20 protein-coding genes are annotated in these 18,374 nt (G+C 61.7%); 11 read left to right on the top strand and 9 right to left on the bottom strand.

Translation table 11 applies throughout. The features are described from left to right. Positions 1-36 precede the first annotated feature (36 nt). The gene (locus IFT71_RS01800) at positions 37-459 is read left to right on the top strand and encodes a very short patch repair endonuclease (protein ID WP_274602292.1); all 423 of its coding nucleotides are present in this window, start codon (positions 37-39) and stop codon (positions 457-459) included. Between the two features lie 136 nt (positions 460-595). On the opposite strand, the gene IFT71_RS01805 is transcribed toward IFT71_RS01800, so the two are convergent. After that, positions 596-1,543: a DUF6615 family protein gene (locus IFT71_RS01805; RefSeq protein ID WP_192138940.1), complete on the bottom strand. Its 948-nt coding sequence runs from the start codon at positions 1,541-1,543 to the stop codon at positions 596-598. Positions 1,544-1,637: 94 nt separating this feature from the next. On the opposite strand from IFT71_RS01805, the gene IFT71_RS01810 reads away from it, so the two are divergent. After that, positions 1,638-2,210, top strand: a complete 573-nt coding sequence (locus IFT71_RS01810; protein ID WP_197975982.1) for a recombinase family protein — start codon at positions 1,638-1,640, stop codon at positions 2,208-2,210. Further along, positions 2,207-2,398 carry a hypothetical protein gene (locus tag IFT71_RS01815; RefSeq protein WP_192138941.1) on the top strand — a complete coding sequence of 64 codons (192 nt, stop codon included), beginning with the start codon at positions 2,207-2,209 and terminating at the stop codon, positions 2,396-2,398. Before IFT71_RS01810 ends, IFT71_RS01815 begins: the two co-directional genes overlap by 4 nt. A gap of 458 nt (positions 2,399-2,856) precedes the next feature. Here IFT71_RS01815 and IFT71_RS01820 read toward each other — a convergent pair whose 3' ends face one another. Continuing rightward, positions 2,857-4,254 (bottom strand): reverse transcriptase domain-containing protein, encoded by a 1,398-nt coding sequence (locus tag IFT71_RS01820; protein WP_192138942.1) that lies wholly within the window; start codon positions 4,252-4,254, stop codon positions 2,857-2,859. Next, entirely contained in the window at positions 4,251-4,493 is a 243-nt protein-coding gene (locus IFT71_RS01825) for a helix-turn-helix domain-containing protein (RefSeq protein WP_192138943.1), read from the bottom strand. The genes IFT71_RS01820 and IFT71_RS01825 overlap by 4 nt, the downstream gene beginning before the upstream one ends. Positions 4,494-4,692: 199 nt before the next feature. Between IFT71_RS01825 and IFT71_RS01830 the strand changes: the two genes are divergently transcribed. Beyond that, positions 4,693-5,550, top strand: coding sequence for a hypothetical protein (locus tag IFT71_RS01830; protein ID WP_192138944.1), 858 nt, complete (start codon positions 4,693-4,695; stop codon positions 5,548-5,550). Positions 5,551-5,871: 321 nt separating this feature from the next. Here the strand turns inward: IFT71_RS01830 and IFT71_RS01835 are convergent, their stop codons facing one another. Together IFT71_RS01835 and IFT71_RS21820 are read right to left on the bottom strand one after the other, a co-directional pair. Further along, positions 5,872-6,411 (bottom strand): hypothetical protein, encoded by a 540-nt coding sequence (locus tag IFT71_RS01835; protein ID WP_192138945.1) that lies wholly within the window; start codon positions 6,409-6,411, stop codon positions 5,872-5,874. A 303-nt stretch (positions 6,412-6,714) separates the two neighbouring features. After that, positions 6,715-7,905: a DUF4153 domain-containing protein gene (locus IFT71_RS21820; RefSeq protein WP_192138946.1), complete on the bottom strand. Its 1,191-nt coding sequence runs from the start codon at positions 7,903-7,905 to the stop codon at positions 6,715-6,717. A gap of 371 nt (positions 7,906-8,276) precedes the next feature. Here IFT71_RS21820 and IFT71_RS01845 point away from each other — a divergent pair, with 371 nt between their 5' ends. The 3 genes from IFT71_RS01845 to IFT71_RS01855 all read left to right on the top strand — a co-directional run bounded on the left by IFT71_RS01845 (position 8,277) and on the right by IFT71_RS01855 (position 11,284). Continuing rightward, positions 8,277-8,894, top strand: a complete 618-nt coding sequence (locus tag IFT71_RS01845; RefSeq protein WP_192138947.1) for an OB-fold-containig protein — start codon at positions 8,277-8,279, stop codon at positions 8,892-8,894. Between the two features lie 26 nt (positions 8,895-8,920). Continuing rightward, a complete protein-coding gene (locus IFT71_RS01850) occupies positions 8,921-10,657 on the top strand; it encodes a flotillin family protein (RefSeq protein ID WP_244654692.1) in 1,737 nt (578 codons plus the stop codon). Positions 10,658-10,957: 300 nt separating this feature from the next. Further along, complete coding sequence (locus tag IFT71_RS01855) at positions 10,958-11,284, top strand: hypothetical protein (protein WP_192138948.1); 327 nt, start codon at positions 10,958-10,960, stop codon at positions 11,282-11,284. Positions 11,285-11,302: 18 nt separating this feature from the next. Here the strand turns inward: IFT71_RS01855 and IFT71_RS01860 are convergent, their stop codons facing one another. Then, entirely contained in the window at positions 11,303-11,515 is a 213-nt protein-coding gene (locus IFT71_RS01860; RefSeq protein WP_152555338.1) for a hypothetical protein, read from the bottom strand. 235 nt (positions 11,516-11,750) lie between these two features. On the opposite strand from IFT71_RS01860, the gene IFT71_RS01865 reads away from it, so the two are divergent. The 3 genes from IFT71_RS01865 (at position 11,751) to IFT71_RS01875 (ending at position 13,284) form a co-directional block, all read left to right on the top strand. Next, positions 11,751-12,044: a hypothetical protein gene (locus tag IFT71_RS01865; protein ID WP_042466279.1), complete on the top strand. Its 294-nt coding sequence runs from the start codon at positions 11,751-11,753 to the stop codon at positions 12,042-12,044. Positions 12,045-12,092: 48 nt separating this feature from the next. After that, entirely contained in the window at positions 12,093-12,509 is a 417-nt protein-coding gene (locus tag IFT71_RS01870) for a secondary thiamine-phosphate synthase enzyme YjbQ (RefSeq protein ID WP_031439041.1), read from the top strand. Between the two features lie 154 nt (positions 12,510-12,663). Continuing rightward, entirely contained in the window at positions 12,664-13,284 is a 621-nt protein-coding gene (locus IFT71_RS01875; RefSeq protein WP_183937588.1) for a CC0125/CC1285 family lipoprotein, read from the top strand. Positions 13,285-13,423: 139 nt separating this feature from the next. Here IFT71_RS01875 and secA read toward each other — a convergent pair whose 3' ends face one another. Together secA and IFT71_RS01885 are read right to left on the bottom strand one after the other, a co-directional pair. Beyond that, the gene (gene secA, locus IFT71_RS01880) at positions 13,424-16,162 is read right to left on the bottom strand and encodes a preprotein translocase subunit SecA (protein ID WP_192138949.1); all 2,739 of its coding nucleotides are present in this window, start codon (positions 16,160-16,162) and stop codon (positions 13,424-13,426) included. A gap of 97 nt (positions 16,163-16,259) precedes the next feature. Next, the gene (locus IFT71_RS01885; protein ID WP_192138950.1) at positions 16,260-16,511 is read right to left on the bottom strand and encodes a hypothetical protein; all 252 of its coding nucleotides are present in this window, start codon (positions 16,509-16,511) and stop codon (positions 16,260-16,262) included. A 258-nt stretch (positions 16,512-16,769) separates the two neighbouring features. On the opposite strand from IFT71_RS01885, the gene argJ reads away from it, so the two are divergent. Further along, a complete protein-coding gene (gene argJ / locus IFT71_RS01890) occupies positions 16,770-17,990 on the top strand; it encodes a bifunctional glutamate N-acetyltransferase/amino-acid acetyltransferase ArgJ (RefSeq protein ID WP_192138951.1) in 1,221 nt (406 codons plus the stop codon). 58 nt (positions 17,991-18,048) lie between these two features. Here the strand turns inward: argJ and trxA are convergent, their stop codons facing one another. Further along, complete coding sequence (trxA, locus tag IFT71_RS01895; RefSeq protein WP_031393340.1) at positions 18,049-18,372, bottom strand: thioredoxin TrxA; 324 nt, start codon at positions 18,370-18,372, stop codon at positions 18,049-18,051. Positions 18,373-18,374 lie beyond the last annotated feature (2 nt).

Here is an 18,374-nt window from a genome sequence, read left to right on the forward strand (position 1 = left end):
TGGTTATGGTGGCCATATATCGAAGGGATGTCGAGTATGAACGCGGAGCAGCGCAGACGCTTGATGTCGCGCTTCCGAAGCAAAGATACCAAACCTGAGGTTCTGGTTCGAAAAGCGCTACATCACGCCGGTCGTCGTTTCCGACTTCACGTGAAAGATCTCCCCGGTAAACCGGACATCGTTTTGCGCAAAGATCGAACGGTCGTTATGGTCCACGGGTGTTTCTGGCATCAGCACGAGGGATGCTCCGTGGCGCGTTTACCGAAATCCAATCCAGACTTTTGGCGCGAAAAGTTCGCTCTTAATCGAGGCCGAGACGTCCGCGTTCAGAAGGAGCTGGAACAACTCGGTTGGAGGGTAGTAACGATCTGGGAATGCGAGGCCAAATCGCCTGGGCTTGCTCAACTCCTTACGCGATTAGGCTTGGTATCAGCAGATCGCGCCGGGCTTACGTATTGACGGCCTGCGGCTAGCTTACAATGCCCAGAAGGGCTTGCCCTCGTGATACAATGCGTTTTGGGCCCGGCGGTGCGCCGTAAGGGTGGGACAGGACCCAGTGAGGCGCTGTCTCACTGGGTCTGGAAGACAGTGATCCTCATTCGTGCGGTTGTGGCGTGCGGTCGTCGGCGATCCCATCTCCAATGAGAATGATCCGTGGACGCGGAATTGGAAGGTGCCGCACGAGGGGGGTGTCTCTTACTGACTGGACGACCTGCAGAACGTCCTGACGTTCAGCTTCCGGCGTTGGCTCTTGGATGCGGCGGAGTACCTCGTCGGTTTCCTCGCGCGTGGCGTCGCCCGCACGATCCGCCGCTCGGGCACGGAACGCATCGGCGAGTATCGCAACCTCCGCGCTCTCCGCATCGCTTAAATCCAAGGTGAAGCGATTGCGCGAGCTGGTAACGGCGCTCTCTGCAGCATCGCGCGACTGCGACGGCGTCGCCAAGCTGCGTCCTGGCGTAGGCGAACAAAGAATGGTGCTCATGGGAAAAAACAGAGGCATGAGTTTTCCAACGCACTTATAGCTAGTGTCTCCGGCAACTATTTTGTGAACTGCTCTCCGAACTGAGAACGCATCTGCCAGTGATATGCCGTCCACTTGCCCTTTGGACGCTGATACGACGTTCGCATGATTGTAGAATGCGTAAAGCGGGATTAATCCTCGTGAGCTGGAACGGCAGAGAATGTCTGCCTGTAGAGTTTTGGGCGCGCCGACCCGGTGGTCGATGCACATGTAACGTCCATTCTGCCAAACTTTACGGTCCGAGAGGCGCTTGGCCTGAATACGGTAATGTGTGAGGTCGAGACTACCTCGTACACCAATGAACAGATCGAAGTCAGAACCGGTCTTGGCCTCAATCGGTGTATCTATTGATACCTGATGGCCGGGCAGGCGCAGGAATGACGCGATCAGAACGTCGGTCATGCTGTCCTCGCGAAAACGGCGCTTCAAGGTCTTATCAATCTCTATGAACTCTGCGACCCGCCCCGGCATTTCCTGCGCCAACTGGCATGCCGAACTGAACTGTTGCGCAATAGACATACTCGACAACTCTTATAATTGAAAAATTGTTCGGCGTTAGGATCACTGCTGACAGCACCTTCGTAGCGGGTAAATCATAAGAATATCAAGGGAGATGGCTGTGCTGGTAGGTTACTGTCGAACGAGTACGACTGAACAGGTGGCAGGATTTGAGGCGCAGGAGCGAACGCTCCTTGCAACGGGTTGCACACGTTTATTCCGTGAGATGGTGTCATCAGTGGCAGCACGCGCAGAGTTGGACGCAGCACTCGATTTTGTTCGAGATGGCGATGCGTTGGTCGTGACCCGGCTTGATCGACTTGCTCGGTCTACGACAGACCTTCTTGGTATCGTTGCTACGTTGGAACGGAAGGGTGTATCCTTACGTATCCTCGACTTCGGCGGGGCTGACGTCGACACCATATCGCCGACGGGGCGGATGCTTTTGACTATGTTCGCTGCAGTTGCGGAGTTTGAACGAACGACCATGCTGGATAGGCAGCGTGCTGGCATTGCCAAAGCAAAGGCGGACGGACGCTATCGCGGACGCGCACCCACGGCGCGCGCTAAGTTAGCCCAAATGCGTGACCTTCGCGCCGCCGGTTTGGGCGCGTCGGAGATCGCCGAAAAGCTAAATGTTGGACGAGCATCGGTATATCGCGTCCTAGCTTCTGCAGATAGCGTATGACATCCGTTGCTGCATTGTTTGCGGAGCTGACCGGCAAGCTAGAAGACCTGCACGCCATTGCTGTCGAGGGCCAAGCGTTTGACGCGCTGGCGGATATGCGGTTGGCGCTGCTAAGGATGATGATCGAAGGGCTATTCAGCCTTGAGCTGACGGTAAAGGCGTTACGAGAGGCCCTCGACGATGCATAGGTTGGAGACGTCTGACCAAGCGGCGGGCTTCGCCGACATGGAGATACTCGCACGGGTTCAGGCTGCTTTGGCTTCCGGTAAACGATTGCCCCGATGGGGTTGGCCGAAGCCCGCGCCTTATAATGGGGCGTCTGGCAATGAGCGCATCGCGGCGTGGCAGTACCTTTACATTGCCGTGGCGAAGGGCTGGATGTCCCGGCCAACGTGCTGCTCGCTTTGCCCCGCCACGGAAAGGTTGCACATGCACACCGAAAACTACTTCCGTCCGCTCGTGGTCCAAGCTGTGTGTCAACGGTGCCATTTCTGCTTACATCGTAGATTTCGGCATCGGGCGTCGTGGTTGGCGTTGGTCGAAGCGACGTCGGCGGATTGGCCAAAGACGATAGCTTTGTGTGAGTTGACGCGAAACGAGGCCCGTGATCGTGCTGCGCTTCCAATGGACTGATCGCCAGCTATTGCTACTCTGCGGCGACCGGGTCACCAATAGCGATGCGTCGCCATCGCTCCAGCTCCCGCATGAGATCGTTTTGTCGTTCCTGCGACACGGCGTGATGCACCGGGATGTATTCGAACAATCCCCGTGCATTACCCTCGGCTAGCCACGCCACAACAACCGCATGGACAGCGGCAGTCCGGTTAGAGGGGTCACCGTTCCGATAGAAGCGCCATACGGCTAATTCGGCCAGATGCACTGCTTCCGCGACGTCACCTTCTGGCCATGAGGGATAGGACCGACGCCAATGCCGTACTCGACGTTCCGCCGCCGCAATGACTTCATCGGTTAGATAGTAGTCACTCCCCCCGATCTGATGCTGCATCCGTTTGGCTTGCCCCGGACGCCAAATAAACCGCCCGTCCTCGGCAACTCCTTCCTGCTTTAAAAACTCGAATGCTCTGGAGAGGTCGTGCCCCTCCGAGTAACCTACCCTAAGCTCCAGCGCCCCGACTTCGAGCGACGCCACGCCTTCTCTGATGCGGTCTATACGCGCGTTCACCTCGTGTTCTGATCGTCCCATGATGAACAGGTTGTCGGCATACGTGATCGTATCTTGCTCGTTCGCACTAGCTAAAAGCAGGTTGACGATCAGTTCGCCGACAATGGGAGATGTCGCGGAACCCAAAGAAAGCCCCGCCGGAGGGCTGGAGGTAGGGGCAGGCATAGTGCCAACCACGGCATGGACACTAGGATCATCCCGCATGGGCGTATCCCAGACCACGTACTCGACGACGGATGTCGGCAAGGGCCGTAGGTATTCGGCCAATCGGTCAGGCTCGATGCTGGCATAGAAGCCGACTAGGTCGACCTCCACGCCATGTGTCATCTCTGCCTGCTGATAGGCCGTCGCGATGGCCTTTTGGGCCATCGGCATCCCTCCATGAAAAAGCATTTGGCTTTCTGGGAGAGGATGTAGCTGGCGCAGGACGTCGGCGACCAGCGCCTGATGCATCCTGCGACGGGGACCGAAGTCTTGAACGAGGCGGTGACCGCTTCCTTTGCTCACTGCGCGCGTGACGACCCGTTCGCCCCGCGTGGGGACGAACACGTTGCACCCGATTGCCAGTGCATTGATCGAAGCGGGCGTCGCCGTACCAAGCTGCCCCAGTCGCCGGATCGTATGGTACGCGTAAACGAGATGAAGCCGCCGATCTCGCAGTACCTGTCTGACCATCGAATGGCGTTCGCGCGGTGCTGACGCGCCAAGAGAAGCGAGAACGTGTTTCCGATAGCGTTCGCCTTCACGGATTTTTTCAACGAAATTGGGATAGCTGGCGCGAAACCGCTCATAAGGCAGAGGCGTCCGCGCGGGCAGAGGCATGACCGGCAACGGCCGCCGTGGCGTGGGGATGATCGTCACCCGTCCACCTGTTTACCGGCATCCAGCTCTGCTGGGTTATCAAGCAACGAGCCCGTTCGAACCTTCAACGCAACCGCGAACTTCTCCACCACGTCGATGGTCGGATTTCGCCTGCCGCGCTCCACGTCGCTGACATAGGTGCGATGAATGTCGGACATGTGACCGAACGCCTCTTGCGAGTAGCCAGCGGCTTCTCTCAGCCGCCTCACATTCGCACCTAGTCGTTCCCGCACGTTCATCGACGCTGATTGGCGCGAACGTCACTGATCCGTCATCAGACGATGAGTGTAGTTCGGCCTTTCTCCGACTTCCGCGTCCGGTTAGTGTAACTCATCGGATGCAACGCGTTGCAGGATTTTAGAAGGAGGGCTGGGTGCGGGTCACGCGTCTTGGAAGTTTGAAGGCTTATGGTCGGAATGAGTACGCGGGGTGCCTCCGGTGAGCCGTCCTGCAACGCGACAACTGGATTGGCCGGAAAAGTTCGCCGTCGTCGCGGTTGTCATCGCACTAATCGTCCTCCTTGTTTACGGCGGCAGCATCTCGGCCATCGCCTTTGCTCTCTGCGGTTTCATGGGGTGGACGCGGATGTTCGAGCAGGTTCGTGCGCAGGGGAAGCCAGCGCTCTCTGACAAAGGCCGCGTGATCGTCGCAAGCCTGCTTTTCCTTGTGGGAGTGTTGGCCATACCCTCGGATGCGAAGGATGCGTCGCGGGCTACCACGGCCACGGACAGGGACGCCACGAGTAGCGTGGTCGCGTCGGGCAATCAGACCACCGGAGAACCTGGCCGTTCAAACGTCGCCGAGGGCCGAAAGCTGGAGCGTCAGAACACGGTCAAGATCAATAGTTTGCTCTCGGACCTCAAGAGCTTGAAGGATCGCGACTACGAGGCCCGTCTGGCGTTTTGGAATGACATCGTGGCCCTCGCTCCCGCGAACGCGGAATATGCCCGCAAAAGGCTCGAAATGGCGAACAAGGTGAAAAGTCTCGATGTGCTTCGCGAGAACCCGGAAGAGGGTGCGGTGGTTGAGAATGTTCGTGGGCGGAAAGAGGGCTTCGGTAACGTTCTCGTTGTTGACATCACCCTCCGCAACGACGCTCTCTCAAATCTCAAGAACTTTCAGATCACCTGCGAAAGCAAAGGGCATTCCGGCACCGTCGTAGATAGCAATACACAAACACTGTATGAGATCGTCGATGCCCGTAGCACACGCACGTTTCGCAAGGTCAACATGGGCCTACTACATAGTCAGGCCGCTAGTACGCACTGCACGGTTGATCAGGCGGCGATAGCCTGATGATACAAAGACCGTTCTAGGATCGGCGCTACCTGTCGACGAATATGCCACAATATTTGGCAGGGAGGCAACACAAGTAACTGATCTCGCCCCAGTGAATATCAGTAGGATTGAGGGGATCATGTATCGGTCGGAGGCGGCGAAAACCGTAGTGCTAGAGAGCGTTTCAGGGCGTGCTCACCTCGGTAAGAGCCCCTGAAAATCAGAAAAATTGAGGGGACGGTGCGGGGAGGACCGGGCGTATCATTGCCGAAGATGACCGTCTGACCGTTGAGCACGGCATGATGCGAGACAATGCGCCTGCACCCGTCTTTCCGTGATCTAATATGTTACCGCAGCCTTTCTAATCCGTGCCGCGACCTCATCCCCCTCGGCCAACAGCGCGAGAACCTGTAGGCGGATTGCTTCGAGGCGCTCGTGATCTGGCGTGTCGACCACTGTCCGTTCGATGACACTGTAGCGGGCAACGAACGCACCGATCTGCCGTTCATGCTCCGCCCGGACCTCGTCGTTCATTGGCAGGGAGCGGATATGCGTTTGCCAAGGCTTGTTTCCCTTTTTCGAGTTGCACGGCTTGCAGCAGGGAAGGAGGTTGCCCAGCCGGTGACCATGACCGCTGAACCGGCTATTCTGCACTGTCGCGAATATGTGATCCCAAGTATCGGCAGCTTCGCCACAATAGGCGCAATCTAGGTCGCCAATGGGATCGAGGCCGAGGACCAACATTGCCTCAAATACGGTTGCTTCGTCGTATGTGTCGGACGGCGCTACGGCTGCCGCGAACGCGTGATTGACGGTCGTCCGCCGCCGCGCAAGCATGAAGTAAGGTCGGAGGTGGCTGGCGATGCTTCTAATGCGCATGTCGGTCGATTAGAGCGCTGCGCGGGCCGAAGCCAGTCCGTATCAGGGACGTTGCTGCGCATGCATTTTGCAGGCCTTGTATGATACACAGGGGCTGTTACACATGGCGCCGGAACGGCGAGCTAAGTGGTTGAGTTGGTGTGGCATCAAGGGGACTGCTTAGTCTCCCCTCGGCTCCACCAGCGCGACCTTTTCAACACTGTAACCGTCTTCGACAAAGCGGCAAGTGAGGGCGTGTTCGGCGTCGGAGCGGACGGCGGCGCTGATCGAATCTCTATCCTGGGCGGCGGCAGGATCAGCCCGTCACAGCGGGGTCCACAGACGCCAATCGGCCTGCGCATCTGCCGTTTCGGTCTGACGTTCCAACCGCAGATACGTCAGACGATCGCGCAGCTGCGGCTCGCGTGCATGCTGCTCCAGCTTCGCCAGCGAGACGAGCGACGATGGCCCCAGCAGCCCCATATAGCAAAGGTCGCGCGGCGGCCCCGCCTTACCCATTTCGAACGCTGTGCGAACATTCCAAGCCGCCGCAACCGCGCCAAGATCCACAACGCTCGCCGTCACCAAAACAGTCACAGCCGCCAGCGCATTGGCGTTGATCAGCCACGCCGCCGACCTATCGACAAGCAATCGCCAGCCGATCAGCGCCAGGCCCGTGGCCACGAGCCCCATCCGTGCGAGTGCCGACAGTCGCAGCACCGTCATCCCGTAGGCGTCGACATAATCGAGCGTTCGCAATGCACTCGACGCGACCAGCAGCAGGTTCTGGACGAGCCAGACCGTCACCAGCCGCCGCACCAGCGGGCTCGCCGCCGCTGCACTGCCCCGACGTAATGCCAACAGCACGAACACGCCGGCGAGGAGTGCTGTCACGATCAACGAACAGGCGCCACGGTGCGCATAGTCCGCCATCGTCAACCCCGAGGGCAGTCCCGCGCCGCTCGACAGGAACACAATGTCGAGCACATTCTCAACCGCGAAAATCGTATTGAACGTCAAGAGTGAGAGGGTCAGCGTCTCCACCCCCGGCTCGAACACCGTACCGATCGAGCGATCGCCGAAACGCGATGGACCCGTCGTATAAGGACTTGGCCGCAGGCTTGCCCAGATGGTGATCAACACGCAGAGGCCGAACAGCGCGCGCCAGGTCGTCGCCCACGGATCCGGCAGCACGATTTGCGAAAACGCCCGACCGATCAGCGGGTTGGCGCTCGCGAACAGCCCAAGGAACGTCGCGCCGCCTACCAAAGGCAACGCTACGACGGCCCCGATAGCGCGGAAGCCGCTGGAGGGCAGTCCTCGACGCTGGCGGACTATCGACAGCCGCGCCGCATCCTTCAGCGGCGCAATGGCGGCGGATATCGCGTGCCAGCCGAGCCTGCGCGCCCAGGCGAGCGCATCGTCGAACCGCTGCCGCGGCAGGAGTGCGGCAAGCGAGACAGCCGTCCAGAACAGAACCCAGCCGAGGAAGCTTGGATCGTCGACGAGTACCACCGCCAATCCGGCGCCGGAAAGCAAAGCCAATCGCGCCGATCTCGGCCATCAGTCTTCCATGACGGTTCATCTGCGCGCTCCCCGATTATCAAGGATCTGCTTTGCACCGGTCCCGTGAGCGTCAGATCGCGAGGTCCGCGTCCGATCGGTTCGATTGTCGTGCAGATCCTGTGCAGATGATGAATCCAAACCCGGGCGGTGTCCTCAGCGCGCGTTGCGAATGTCTTGGCGCAGGGCTAGCCTCCCTTCGGGGAGCATCGACACATGGAGTTCAAAATCCGGATCGGCCGGCGTTTCGTAACGAAGCGTTGTCGTCTGTCCGCTACCAGTTCGCCGATGCACAAGCAGAGCCCCCAGCAGCGCCACGGCTTATGTTCGCGATCTTCCTGACGCCCGCTTACGCGCCGTTCGCGATCGCGTTCGTGATAATGGTCGGGATCGGGCTGATCGAGGCGATCGGCCTTGGGCTCGGCAATCTCGATCTCGACGCGGACGTTTATGCCGAAACCGATAGCGGCGTGCTCGACTGGCTAGGGCTCGGTCACGAACTGCCGATCCTGATCTGGCTGACCTCATTACTCGGCTGCTTCACGCTGACCGGGATAGCCATTCAGCAGGGCGCGACCGCGTTGACCGGCGGCCCATTGCATTGGGGTCTCGCCTCGGGTGGTGCGCTGGTCGCCGGCAGCCTGCTCAACACACTCGCCGCGAACGGGCTTGCCCGGATCATGCCCGGCTACGAAACCAGTGTGATCTCCACCGACGACTTCCTCCGCCGCCGCGGCACCATCCTCGAAGGCACCGCCCGCCGCGGATCGCCGGCCCGTGCAAAGATCGTCGATCAGCATGGTCAGGCGCACTTCATCATGGTCGAGCCGCACGACGACGCGGACGTGATCGCCACCGGCGAGACCGCCCTGATCGTCCGCCGCGACGGCAAACTCTTCTACGCGCTGCCCGACGCCAACGCGCTCCTGCAGTCGATCTGACCACAATCATAACCGGGGAGGGTTTCATGCCCGCACAGCTTTTGAACGTCCTTATCTACGCCGGTATCGTGCTGTTCGCGCTTGTCGTGATCGGCATCATTCTGACTCGGCTCTACCGGCGCGCAACCAAGGACGTTGCGCTGATCCGCACCGGTTTCGGCGGCGAAAAAGTCGTGCTCAACGGCGGCATCATGGTGATCCCGGTGCTTCATGAGTTGATGCAGGTCCGCCTGACGACGGTGAAGCTGGAGGTCTCGCGCCTTAACAAGGACGCGCTGATCACGCTCGACAAGCTGCGCGTCGACGTCGTCGGGCTGTTCCACATCAAGGTGAAGCCCGACGCGGAATCGATCGCCGCCGCGGCGCAGACGCTTGGCGATTCGGTCAACAGCCCCGACGCGGTGAAGTCGCTGCTCGACGGCAAGCTCGTGTCCGCGCTGCGCTCGGTCGCGGCGACGATGACGATGGAGCACCTCCACGCCAACCGCGCCGACTTCATCCAGAAGGTGCAGGAGGCGCTGATGACCGACCTGGACATGAACGGGTTCCAGCTCGAGTCCGTTAGCATCACGCACTTCGACCAGACGGCGTTCGAGCATTTCAACGAGAACAACGCGTTCGACGCCGAGGGGCTGACCGTGCTCACGCGGACGATCGAGGAGCGCAAGAAGATCCGCAACGACATCGTCGCAACCAACCGCGTCGAGATCGAACAGCGTAACCTCGACGCCAACAACCAGTCGCTCGAGATCGCGCAGGCCGCCGAACAGGCGCGCCTGACGCAGGAGCAGACGCTGTCTGCGCGCCGTGCGGAACAGGCCACCGCGATTGCCACCGCCGAGGCCGAGCAGACCCGCCTCGCCGAGATCGCCCGCATCACCGCGGGCCAGGCGCAGACCGTCGCGCAGACCGAAGCCGACAAGGTGATCCAGACCGCCACGATTGCTCGTGACGGCGCGATCCAGACCGCGACGATCGAGCGCGACAGGACGATCGAGATCGCACGCATCACGACTGCGGTGCAGACCGCGCAGAAGTCGGAAGAGGAATCGACTGCCACCGCTGCAGCCAACGAGGCGCGCGCACTGGCCGTCCGCGCTGAGGAAAGCGTCGCTACTGCCAAGGCGACCGAGATCGCCAACCGAAACAAGAACGTGGCCGTGATTGCCGCCACCCAGCGCGCGCAGGAAGACGCCGTTGGCATCACCGTTGCTGCAACGGCCGAAAAGGAAGCCGCGGAAGCTCGTGCGAGCGCCCTGCGTACTGAAGCAACCGCCGAAGCAGATGCAGAGAAGGCGCGCGCGGAAGGGCGCGAGGCGGCCTTCAAGGTCGACGCGGCAGGTCAGGCGTCGTTGAACGAGGCAACCAACTTGCTGAGTGACTCGCAAACCGCACTGCTGATCCGCCGCGCAATGCTAGAAGCGTTGCCCGCGATTATCGCTGCGGCGAGCAAGCCGATGGAGAACATCGACAAGATCAGCATCCTGGATGCGCGGGGCCTGCACGGTGACAGTGGCAGCGATGGCGCCTCCGGGGGCGGCCAAGGCAACCTCGCCGACGCTGCGGTCGCAGCCGCTATGCGCTACCGCGTCGGCGGCCCGCTCATCGATGGCCTGATGGCGGAACTTGGCATGACCGGCAGTTCGTTGAACGGCATGCTCGCCGGGAGCAGCGCGGATGCGACGCCTGACCGAACCTCCTCCATCGATGCCCACAAACATTCCGCTTCACTTAATGGCGGGACGGGCAACCCGCCGGCCTGATCGGAGGCACTTGAAGGCCCAGCCCTTGAAAATCGATCTGCGCTTCGAAGAATACGGGGCGCAGATCTTCGCTAGAGACGTCCTGAGAGTAAGGACCGGGTCCGCCCCTGCCCTGCGTCCCATGCGCGCGATCGACGGCCCATTGGCAACATTACCGCATCGGCCTTGGGCTCTGCCGCGGATGCCGTTAGAGACGTGCTGTTCGACCCCAGTCCGCAACGACAACGCCAAATTCGCCCGTATCGGATGGATCGTGCGATTCGTCGCGTGGGATGCTGCGATCGGCGCAGGCGTGCGGCGATGGTCTGGACCATTGGGGCACCCTGCGGCATTGCGGTAGTGCCAGGGGGCTGGAGCGTAAACGTGTTCAAGACAATGTGGAAAATGCCGGCAAAACTGCTCCGACGCGCGGTTACCGAAAGCCCTGTCGACGGCGAGGACGCGGTGCCGATCGCGAATGAGCAGCTCGCTACGGGCTCGCTGGAAGACATGATCAAGGCGGCGGACGAACTTGCCGCCGAGGATGCCGACGCATTGATCATAGAATGCGTCGGTCGTGACCGGCCCATCACCTGGGCGGAAATACAGGGACTGCGCCATGCGACGACCTTCCCGGTCGGCGTGTAGCAGTCAGTTGACCCCTTCCTAGCGGCGGAACTTGCCGAGCAGTCGTTCGAGCAGGCTTGGCTGCATCGCGATCAACTGCTGCTGGCGAAATCGGTCACGATCGGCTGCGGCACGCCGGTAAAGGGCGTCAAGCCTGTCCGCACCATAGCGGTCCGACAGGCGTGGCGGAGACTGATCGACGCGGTGAAACGAGGGCTGGTCGCGCTCGGGTCGGTGGGACATAACAGGCATTGATCGGGTTCCGGTGACAGGATGGCAGTTAAAATACACACGCTTTTTACCACCTTTTCAACACGCTTGGTCGTGAGCGGTTCCCGAAAGCGTGCTGAATCGAGGCGTTTTGTCGAAAACCGGCGGAACTTTCCAGCCTTCCACGAGACCCGTTTCCCGGGTCGAGATTCCGGCATTCGGGACCATCGGCAACGTCTGCTGTACAATCACGACGCAGGTCGGGTAGGCGCCGACCATGGGTGAAATCGACAGACTCGTTCCTTCCGGCGTCATCGAACAATGGGTATTCCATCTGCGGCGGCAGCGGGCCCGTGCGGCGGATACCATCTGGTTGATCGATCAGGGTTTCACGCTTCACGATGGCAAGTGCGGCACACCGACGCACGACGCGACGGCACGCTGGCGCGCCGAGCAGGAAACCGTCATCGCGGAGGTCAGCGATCTTCTCAAACTCTATGACGAGATCAATTTGGGTCGCGACGTCCCGGCGGATGCCGATAGCGACCAAGGCCGTGCCGACAGGCGTTGAGCACCGTCACGGACCTGACCGGCTAGGCAGTTACATAGGAGCGCAGCGATGCGGCAGTCCACGACCCAGATCACGATCGATACCCGCCGGCAGGGGCTGGTCGACATTACCGCCCCGATCCGGCGCTGGGTCGATGCGCAGGCGATGCAGTCCGGGTTATTGACGGTGTTTTGTCGCCATACCTCCGCATCGCTGCTCATCCAGGAAAACGCCGCGCCCGAGGTCCGAACGGATATCGAGGCTTATTTCGAGCGCATCGCACCGGAATCAAGTTCGTATCTGCACGACGACGAAGGGCCCGACGACATGCCGGCGCATCTGCGCGCCGCTCTCACACAGGTACAATTGTCGATCCCAGTGATCGACGCCACGCTCGCGCTCGGCACGTGGCAGGGAATCTACTTGTTCGAGCATCGCCGTCGTCCCCATGGTCGCTCGCTGGCGCTTCATCTGATCGGGGAATGATCCTGCGTCGCGGACGACGGCCTATGACGGCGCCGAGGTGGTTTATTCAATCACCGTCATGGACCCGTGGACCAATCCCGTTCATCAACCGTTCCACCACTGAAGGCTAATGTGAGGCGTTTCGCCGCATTCGCCGCGAACGGAGACGACAATCATGTTCATCATGCCTGGTCGCAAGGTCCTGCTGGCAGCTCTCGCCACGAGCACGTTGCTGGTCGCGGGTTGTGCGACCGAAACCACCTACCGCCCGGCCACTGGCCAGGGGTTCAACCGTACCGGCTATAGCGATCGCCGGATCGAGGATAACCGCTTCCTCGTCAGCTTCGCGGGAAACAGCGTCACGTCGCGCGACACCGTCGAACGCTACCTCTTCTTCCGCGCGGCGGAACTCACGCTCCAGCAGGGATATGATTATTTCCTGATGGCGGATCGCGATACCAATCTTCAGTCGCGCACCTATTCGACTCCCGGAATCGGCGGTGGGTTCGGTTATGGCGGCTTTGGTGGCTATTGGGGCCCGTCGTGGCGCTATCGCGGCCGCGGCTTCGGCTGGCGGAGCTGGGATCCCTATATCGGTGGCGGCTTCGGTGGCTTTGGCGGCGGCGGTTTCGGCGGCCCATGGGGCAACGATTTCGACGTCCGCACGATCGACCGCTACGAAGCGACGGCCGAGATCGTGATGCGCAAGGGGCCGATCCCGCGCGACAACATCCGTGCGTTCAATGCCAAGCAGGTCGTCGACAATATCGGGCCGAGCGTCATCCTGCCAAAGTAAGCAGCGTCGCGGCCGCACTGCCGCAACCAAGCTTACAAGCAAAAGCCGGACCGTCCATGTGGGACGGCCCGGCTTTTTATTGCCTGCTATGCTGCCAACCGGTCGCAGCCGATAAACGGCCGGCCCGTGACAGCAGCGGTCAGACCGCGCCGTGGCACTGCTTGTATTTGCGCCCCGACCCGCACGGGCATGGCGCATTGCGGCTGACCACGCCTTCCCAATTCGCCGGATCCTCGCCGATATCCGCAGCCTGGGGCTGCGGGATCTGCATCGGCGGGAGCTGCGACGTGATGTGCCCCGACATGCCCCTCGCCTGGTCGAGGCTGTCATTCTCGCCGGTGAACGGGTCGAAATGCGTCGTGATGAAATCGGGTAGCTCGGGCAGGCCGACCGGCGCCTGGATCTGGAACTGCGCGTGCGCGATCGTCTTCGTCACGTCCTCGCGGATCGTCTCGAGCATCCGCTGGAATAGCGAGAATGCCTCCTGCTTATACTCGTTGATCGGCGTCTTCTGCGCATAGGCGCGCAGATGGACGACTTGGCGCAGCGCGTCGAGCGTCGCCAGATGCTCCTTCCAGTGATGGTCGAGATTCTGCAGCAGGATCGACTTCTCGACCGACGTCCACGTCTCGGTGTCGAGGTCTGCGGATTTCGTCGCGATCGCCTCGTCCGCCATTGCACGGACGCGTTCCTCGACGATCTCGGGATCGATCGCCTCTTCGAGCAGCCACGCCTCGATCTGCGGCTCGAGGTTGAGCACCTCGGCAAGCCGCGTCTTCATCCCCTCGATGTCCCACTGTTCCGGATAGGAATTGGGGGGGCATGCCTCACCGACGATGACGTTGACCGTCTCCGCACGCATGTCCGCCACCACGTCGCCGACGGTGTCGGCATCCATGATGTCCGCGCGCTGCTCGTAGATGACCTTGCGCTGCTCGTTCATCACGTCGTCATATTCGACGACCTGCTTGCGGATGTCGTAGTTGCGCGCCTCGACCTTCTTCTGCGCGGTCTCGATCGCCTTCGACAGCCACTTGCTGCCAATCGCCTCGCCATCCTCGATATTGTTGCGCATCATCTTGGCGAACAGCGTGTCCGGCCCGAATATCCGCAGCAGATCGTCGTCGAGGCTCAGATAGAAGCGAGACAGGCCGGGATCGCCCTGACGACCCGAGCGCCCGCGCAGCTGGTTGTCGATGCGCCGGCTCTCGTGGCGCTCGGTACCGAGCACGAACAGGCCGCCCGCGGCGAGCACTGCCTGCTTCTCGGCCTCGATCTCGGTCTCGATCCGCGCCGCCTCGGCGGCATATTCGGGCGTGCCCTCGACCAGATCGGGATGCTCGTCGAGCATGCGGAATTCGAGATTGCCACCGAGTTTGATGTCGGTGCCACGGCCTGCCATGTTGGTCGCGATCGTCACGGCGGACTTGCGTCCGGCCTGCGCAACGATGTGCGCCTCCATCTCGTGGAAGCGCGCGTTCAGCACCTTGTGCTCGACCGCCTCACCGACGAGGAACTCGCTGAGCAGCTCGGATTTCTCGATCGATACCGTGCCGACGAGCACCGGCTGACCGAGGTCGGCGTGATGCTTGATCTTCTTGGCGATCGCGGCGAACTTGTCCTTGGTGTCCTTGTAGAACTCGTCTTCCTCGTCGACGCGCTTGACCGTGACGTTGGTCGGGATGCTGACGACGTTGATCTTGTAGATGTCGTAGAACTCGGCCGCCTCGGTCGCAGCCGTACCGGTCATGCCGCCGATCTTGGGGTACATGCGGAAATAGTTCTGGAACGTGATCGAGGCCATCGTCTGGTTCTCGGGCTCGATCTGGACGCCTTCCTTGGCCTCGACCGCCTGGTGAAGGCCGTCCGACCAGCGCCGGCCGTCCATCATGCGACCGGTAAACTCGTCGATGATGATGACCTTGCCGTCCTTGACGATGTAGTCGATGTCCGACTTGAACATCACGATCGCGCGCAGCGCCTGGTTGAGGTGGTGGACGACCTGCGTGTTCTCGAAATCGTACAGGTTCGCGCCTTCGAGCAGCCCCGCGGCCTCGAGCATCCGCTCGACCTTCTCGGTGCCGTCCTCGGTGAGGATGATCGTCTTCTGCTTCTCGTCCTTGTCATAGTCACCGGGGACGAGTTGTTTCACGACCGCATCGACCTTGATATACAGCTCGGACTTGTCGTCGGTCGGCCCCGAGATGATCAGTGGCGTACGCGCTTCGTCGATCAGGACCGAATCGACCTCGTCGACCACCGCGAAGTTGAAGCGGCGCTGCACCATCGAACTGCGCTCGTACTTCATGTTGTCGCGCAGATAGTCGAAGCCGAACTCGTTGTTCGTGCCGTAGGTGATGTCGGCGGCATAGGCTGCGCGACGCTCCTCGTCCGACAGGTTCGGCACGATCACGCCGATCGTCATGCCAAGGAAGGTATAGACCTGCCCCATCCACTCCGCGTCGCGCGCCGCCAGATAGTCGTTGACCGTGACGACGTGGACGCCGTCGCCCGGCAGCGCGTTCAGGTAGGTCGCGAGCGTCGCGACGAGCGTCTTGCCCTCGCCGGTACGCATCTCGGCGATCTCGCCGCGGTGAAGGACGATGCCGCCGACCATCTGCACGTCGTAATGCCGCTGGCCAAGTACGCGCTTGGCCGCCTCGCGCACCGTGGCAAATGCCTCTGGAAGCAAATCGTCGAGCTTCTCGCCGTTTGCGAGTCGGGCGCGGAACTTCGTGGTCTGCCCGGACAATTCCTCGTCCGACATCGCGACGAGCGAAGGCTCGAACGATGCGATCTTCGCGAGGATCGGGTTGAGCGACTTGACGTAACGGTCGTTGGACGATCCGAACAGCGATTTGGCAAAGCCACCGAACATGGGCTGATTTCCTGATTATAGGGCGCGACGGCACGCGGGGGCACGCACGCGCAAAGAGGAGGAGTGGCCCGCAGGCCGAGAGATCAGGCGCGCGACGCTATTCGCGCCGACGGTCCATCCAGATAGGGGCCGTGATGATCGCGACGACGGGCAGCGTCGCCGAGGTGGCAACGTCGTCGAGCGAGGCGAGCGCGGCGACCGGTCGTACCGCAACCTTTGCCACCGCCACCGCGGCGGTCTGCGCGCAAACGCTGCCCTGCGCCACTGCCTGTGCGGACTGCCCACGCACACCCGGCACCGCGCCGGTCAGCGCGGACAGGAGGGCAGAAAGGAGAAGCAGCAGGTTCATGCGGGACCGGCTGTATGCGAGCTTGCGTGTAAAATCTACCATTCGTCGGACTGCGGCACCCGGCGAACGCGCGGACGCTTGATCCGTAAGGGGACGGCATGGTGCTTAGGAACGACGACCCCGACGGACGCTCGTCGACCGTCGAAGCGCGCAGATGTCATGCGATAGCCCCCAACCGCACGGGACACCGGTCGACGGGCGGCTGTCGGACGCAACCCGCGATCTTGCGGGCCGGACCGCAGCGACTATGAAGGCCGGATGCAGATCTCGCCGCTCGCCTTGCCCTTCCCCGCCGCCCCCTTGATCGACGGGGTCGTGCCGCATGTCGCGCGTGCCGGCTACAAGGCCTGGGACCGGTGCGACCTGACGTTCGTGACGCTCGATCCGGGGACGGTCGTTGCGGGCGTCCTTACGCAGAGCAAATGTCCGTCGCCCGAGGTCGAGTGGTGCCGTGCGGCGCTGACGCTCGGTCAGGCACGTGCGCTGGTCGTCAATGCGGGCAATTCGAACGCGTTTACTGGTGCGCGTGGCCGCGCCGCAGTCGAGGCGATCGCCGCACGAACGGCCGCGCATCTCGGCTGCCAGCCCTCGGACGTGTTCGTCGCCTCGACCGGCGTGATCGGCGTGCCGTTGCCAATCGACAAGGCCGAAGCAGGGCTCGACGCCGCGTTTGCGGCCGCACCGTGCGGCTGGGAGGACGCCGCCGCGACGATCATGACCACCGATACCTTCACCAAGGGTGCGGTGACGACCGCGGTGATCGGCGATCGGACCGTCACTTTGGTCGGCATCATCAAGGGCTCGGGGATGATCGCACCGGACATGGCGACGATGCTCGGCTTTATCTTTACCGATGCCGCGGTCGAGCCGGCGTTTCTTCAGGCGGCGCTATCCAAGGCCAATGCGCCGAGTTTCTCGTGCATCACCGTCGACAGCGACACCTCGACCAGCGACACGGTGCTCGCATTCGCGACGGGCAAGGCCGGCAACGCCCCGCTCGGCGACGACGACAGCATCGGCGCGGACGCGTTCCGCGCGGCGCTGGCCGATCTGTGCCATCAGCTCGCCCTGCTCGTCGTCCGCGACGGCGAAGGCGCCCAGAAGCTGATCGAGATCCAGGTGACCGGCGCGGACAGCGACCGCAGCGCACACCGGATTGCTATGAGCATCGCCAACTCGCCTCTGGTCAAGACGGCGGTCGCCGGCGAGGACGCCAATTGGGGTCGTGTCGTGATGGCCGTCGGCAAGGCGGGAGAGCCCGCCGACCGCGACACGTTGTCGATCCGGTTCGGCAATACGCAAGTGGCTGAGGGCGGGCTTGCGCTCAGCGGCTATGACGAGGCGCCCGTTGCAGACCATCTGAAGGGGCAGGACATCGAGATCGGCGTCGATCTCGCGCTCGGCGACGGTGCGGCCACGGTGTGGACCTGCGACCTGACGCACGGATATATCTCGATCAACGCCGACTATCGAAGCTGAGCTCACCTCTAACCGCCACCTCAAAGAATCTGAGGTGGCGGTAGCGGTACGTACCGTCTTAGGCGAGCTCGCCTTCAAGCCACGCCTTGAGCTGGCCCTTGGGTGCTGCACCGACCTTGGTTGCTGCCGGGGCGCCGCCCTTGAACAGGATCATCGTCGGGATCCCGCGCACGCCATACTGGCCTGGCGCATCGGGGTTCTCGTCGATGTTGAGCTTGGCGATGGTCACCTTCTCGCCCAGTTCCTCGGAAAGCTCCTCGAGGCTCGGCCCGATCATCTTGCACGGGCCGCACCACTCGGCCCAGAAATCGACGAGCACGGGGCCGTCGGCGTTCAGCACGTCGGCATTGAAGCTCGCATCGGTGATCTGCTTGGTCGCCACTG

This window comes from Sphingomonas sp. CFBP 13733 (assembly GCF_014841795.1).
Classification (GTDB): Bacteria; Pseudomonadota; Alphaproteobacteria; order Sphingomonadales; family Sphingomonadaceae; genus Sphingomonas; species Sphingomonas aerolata.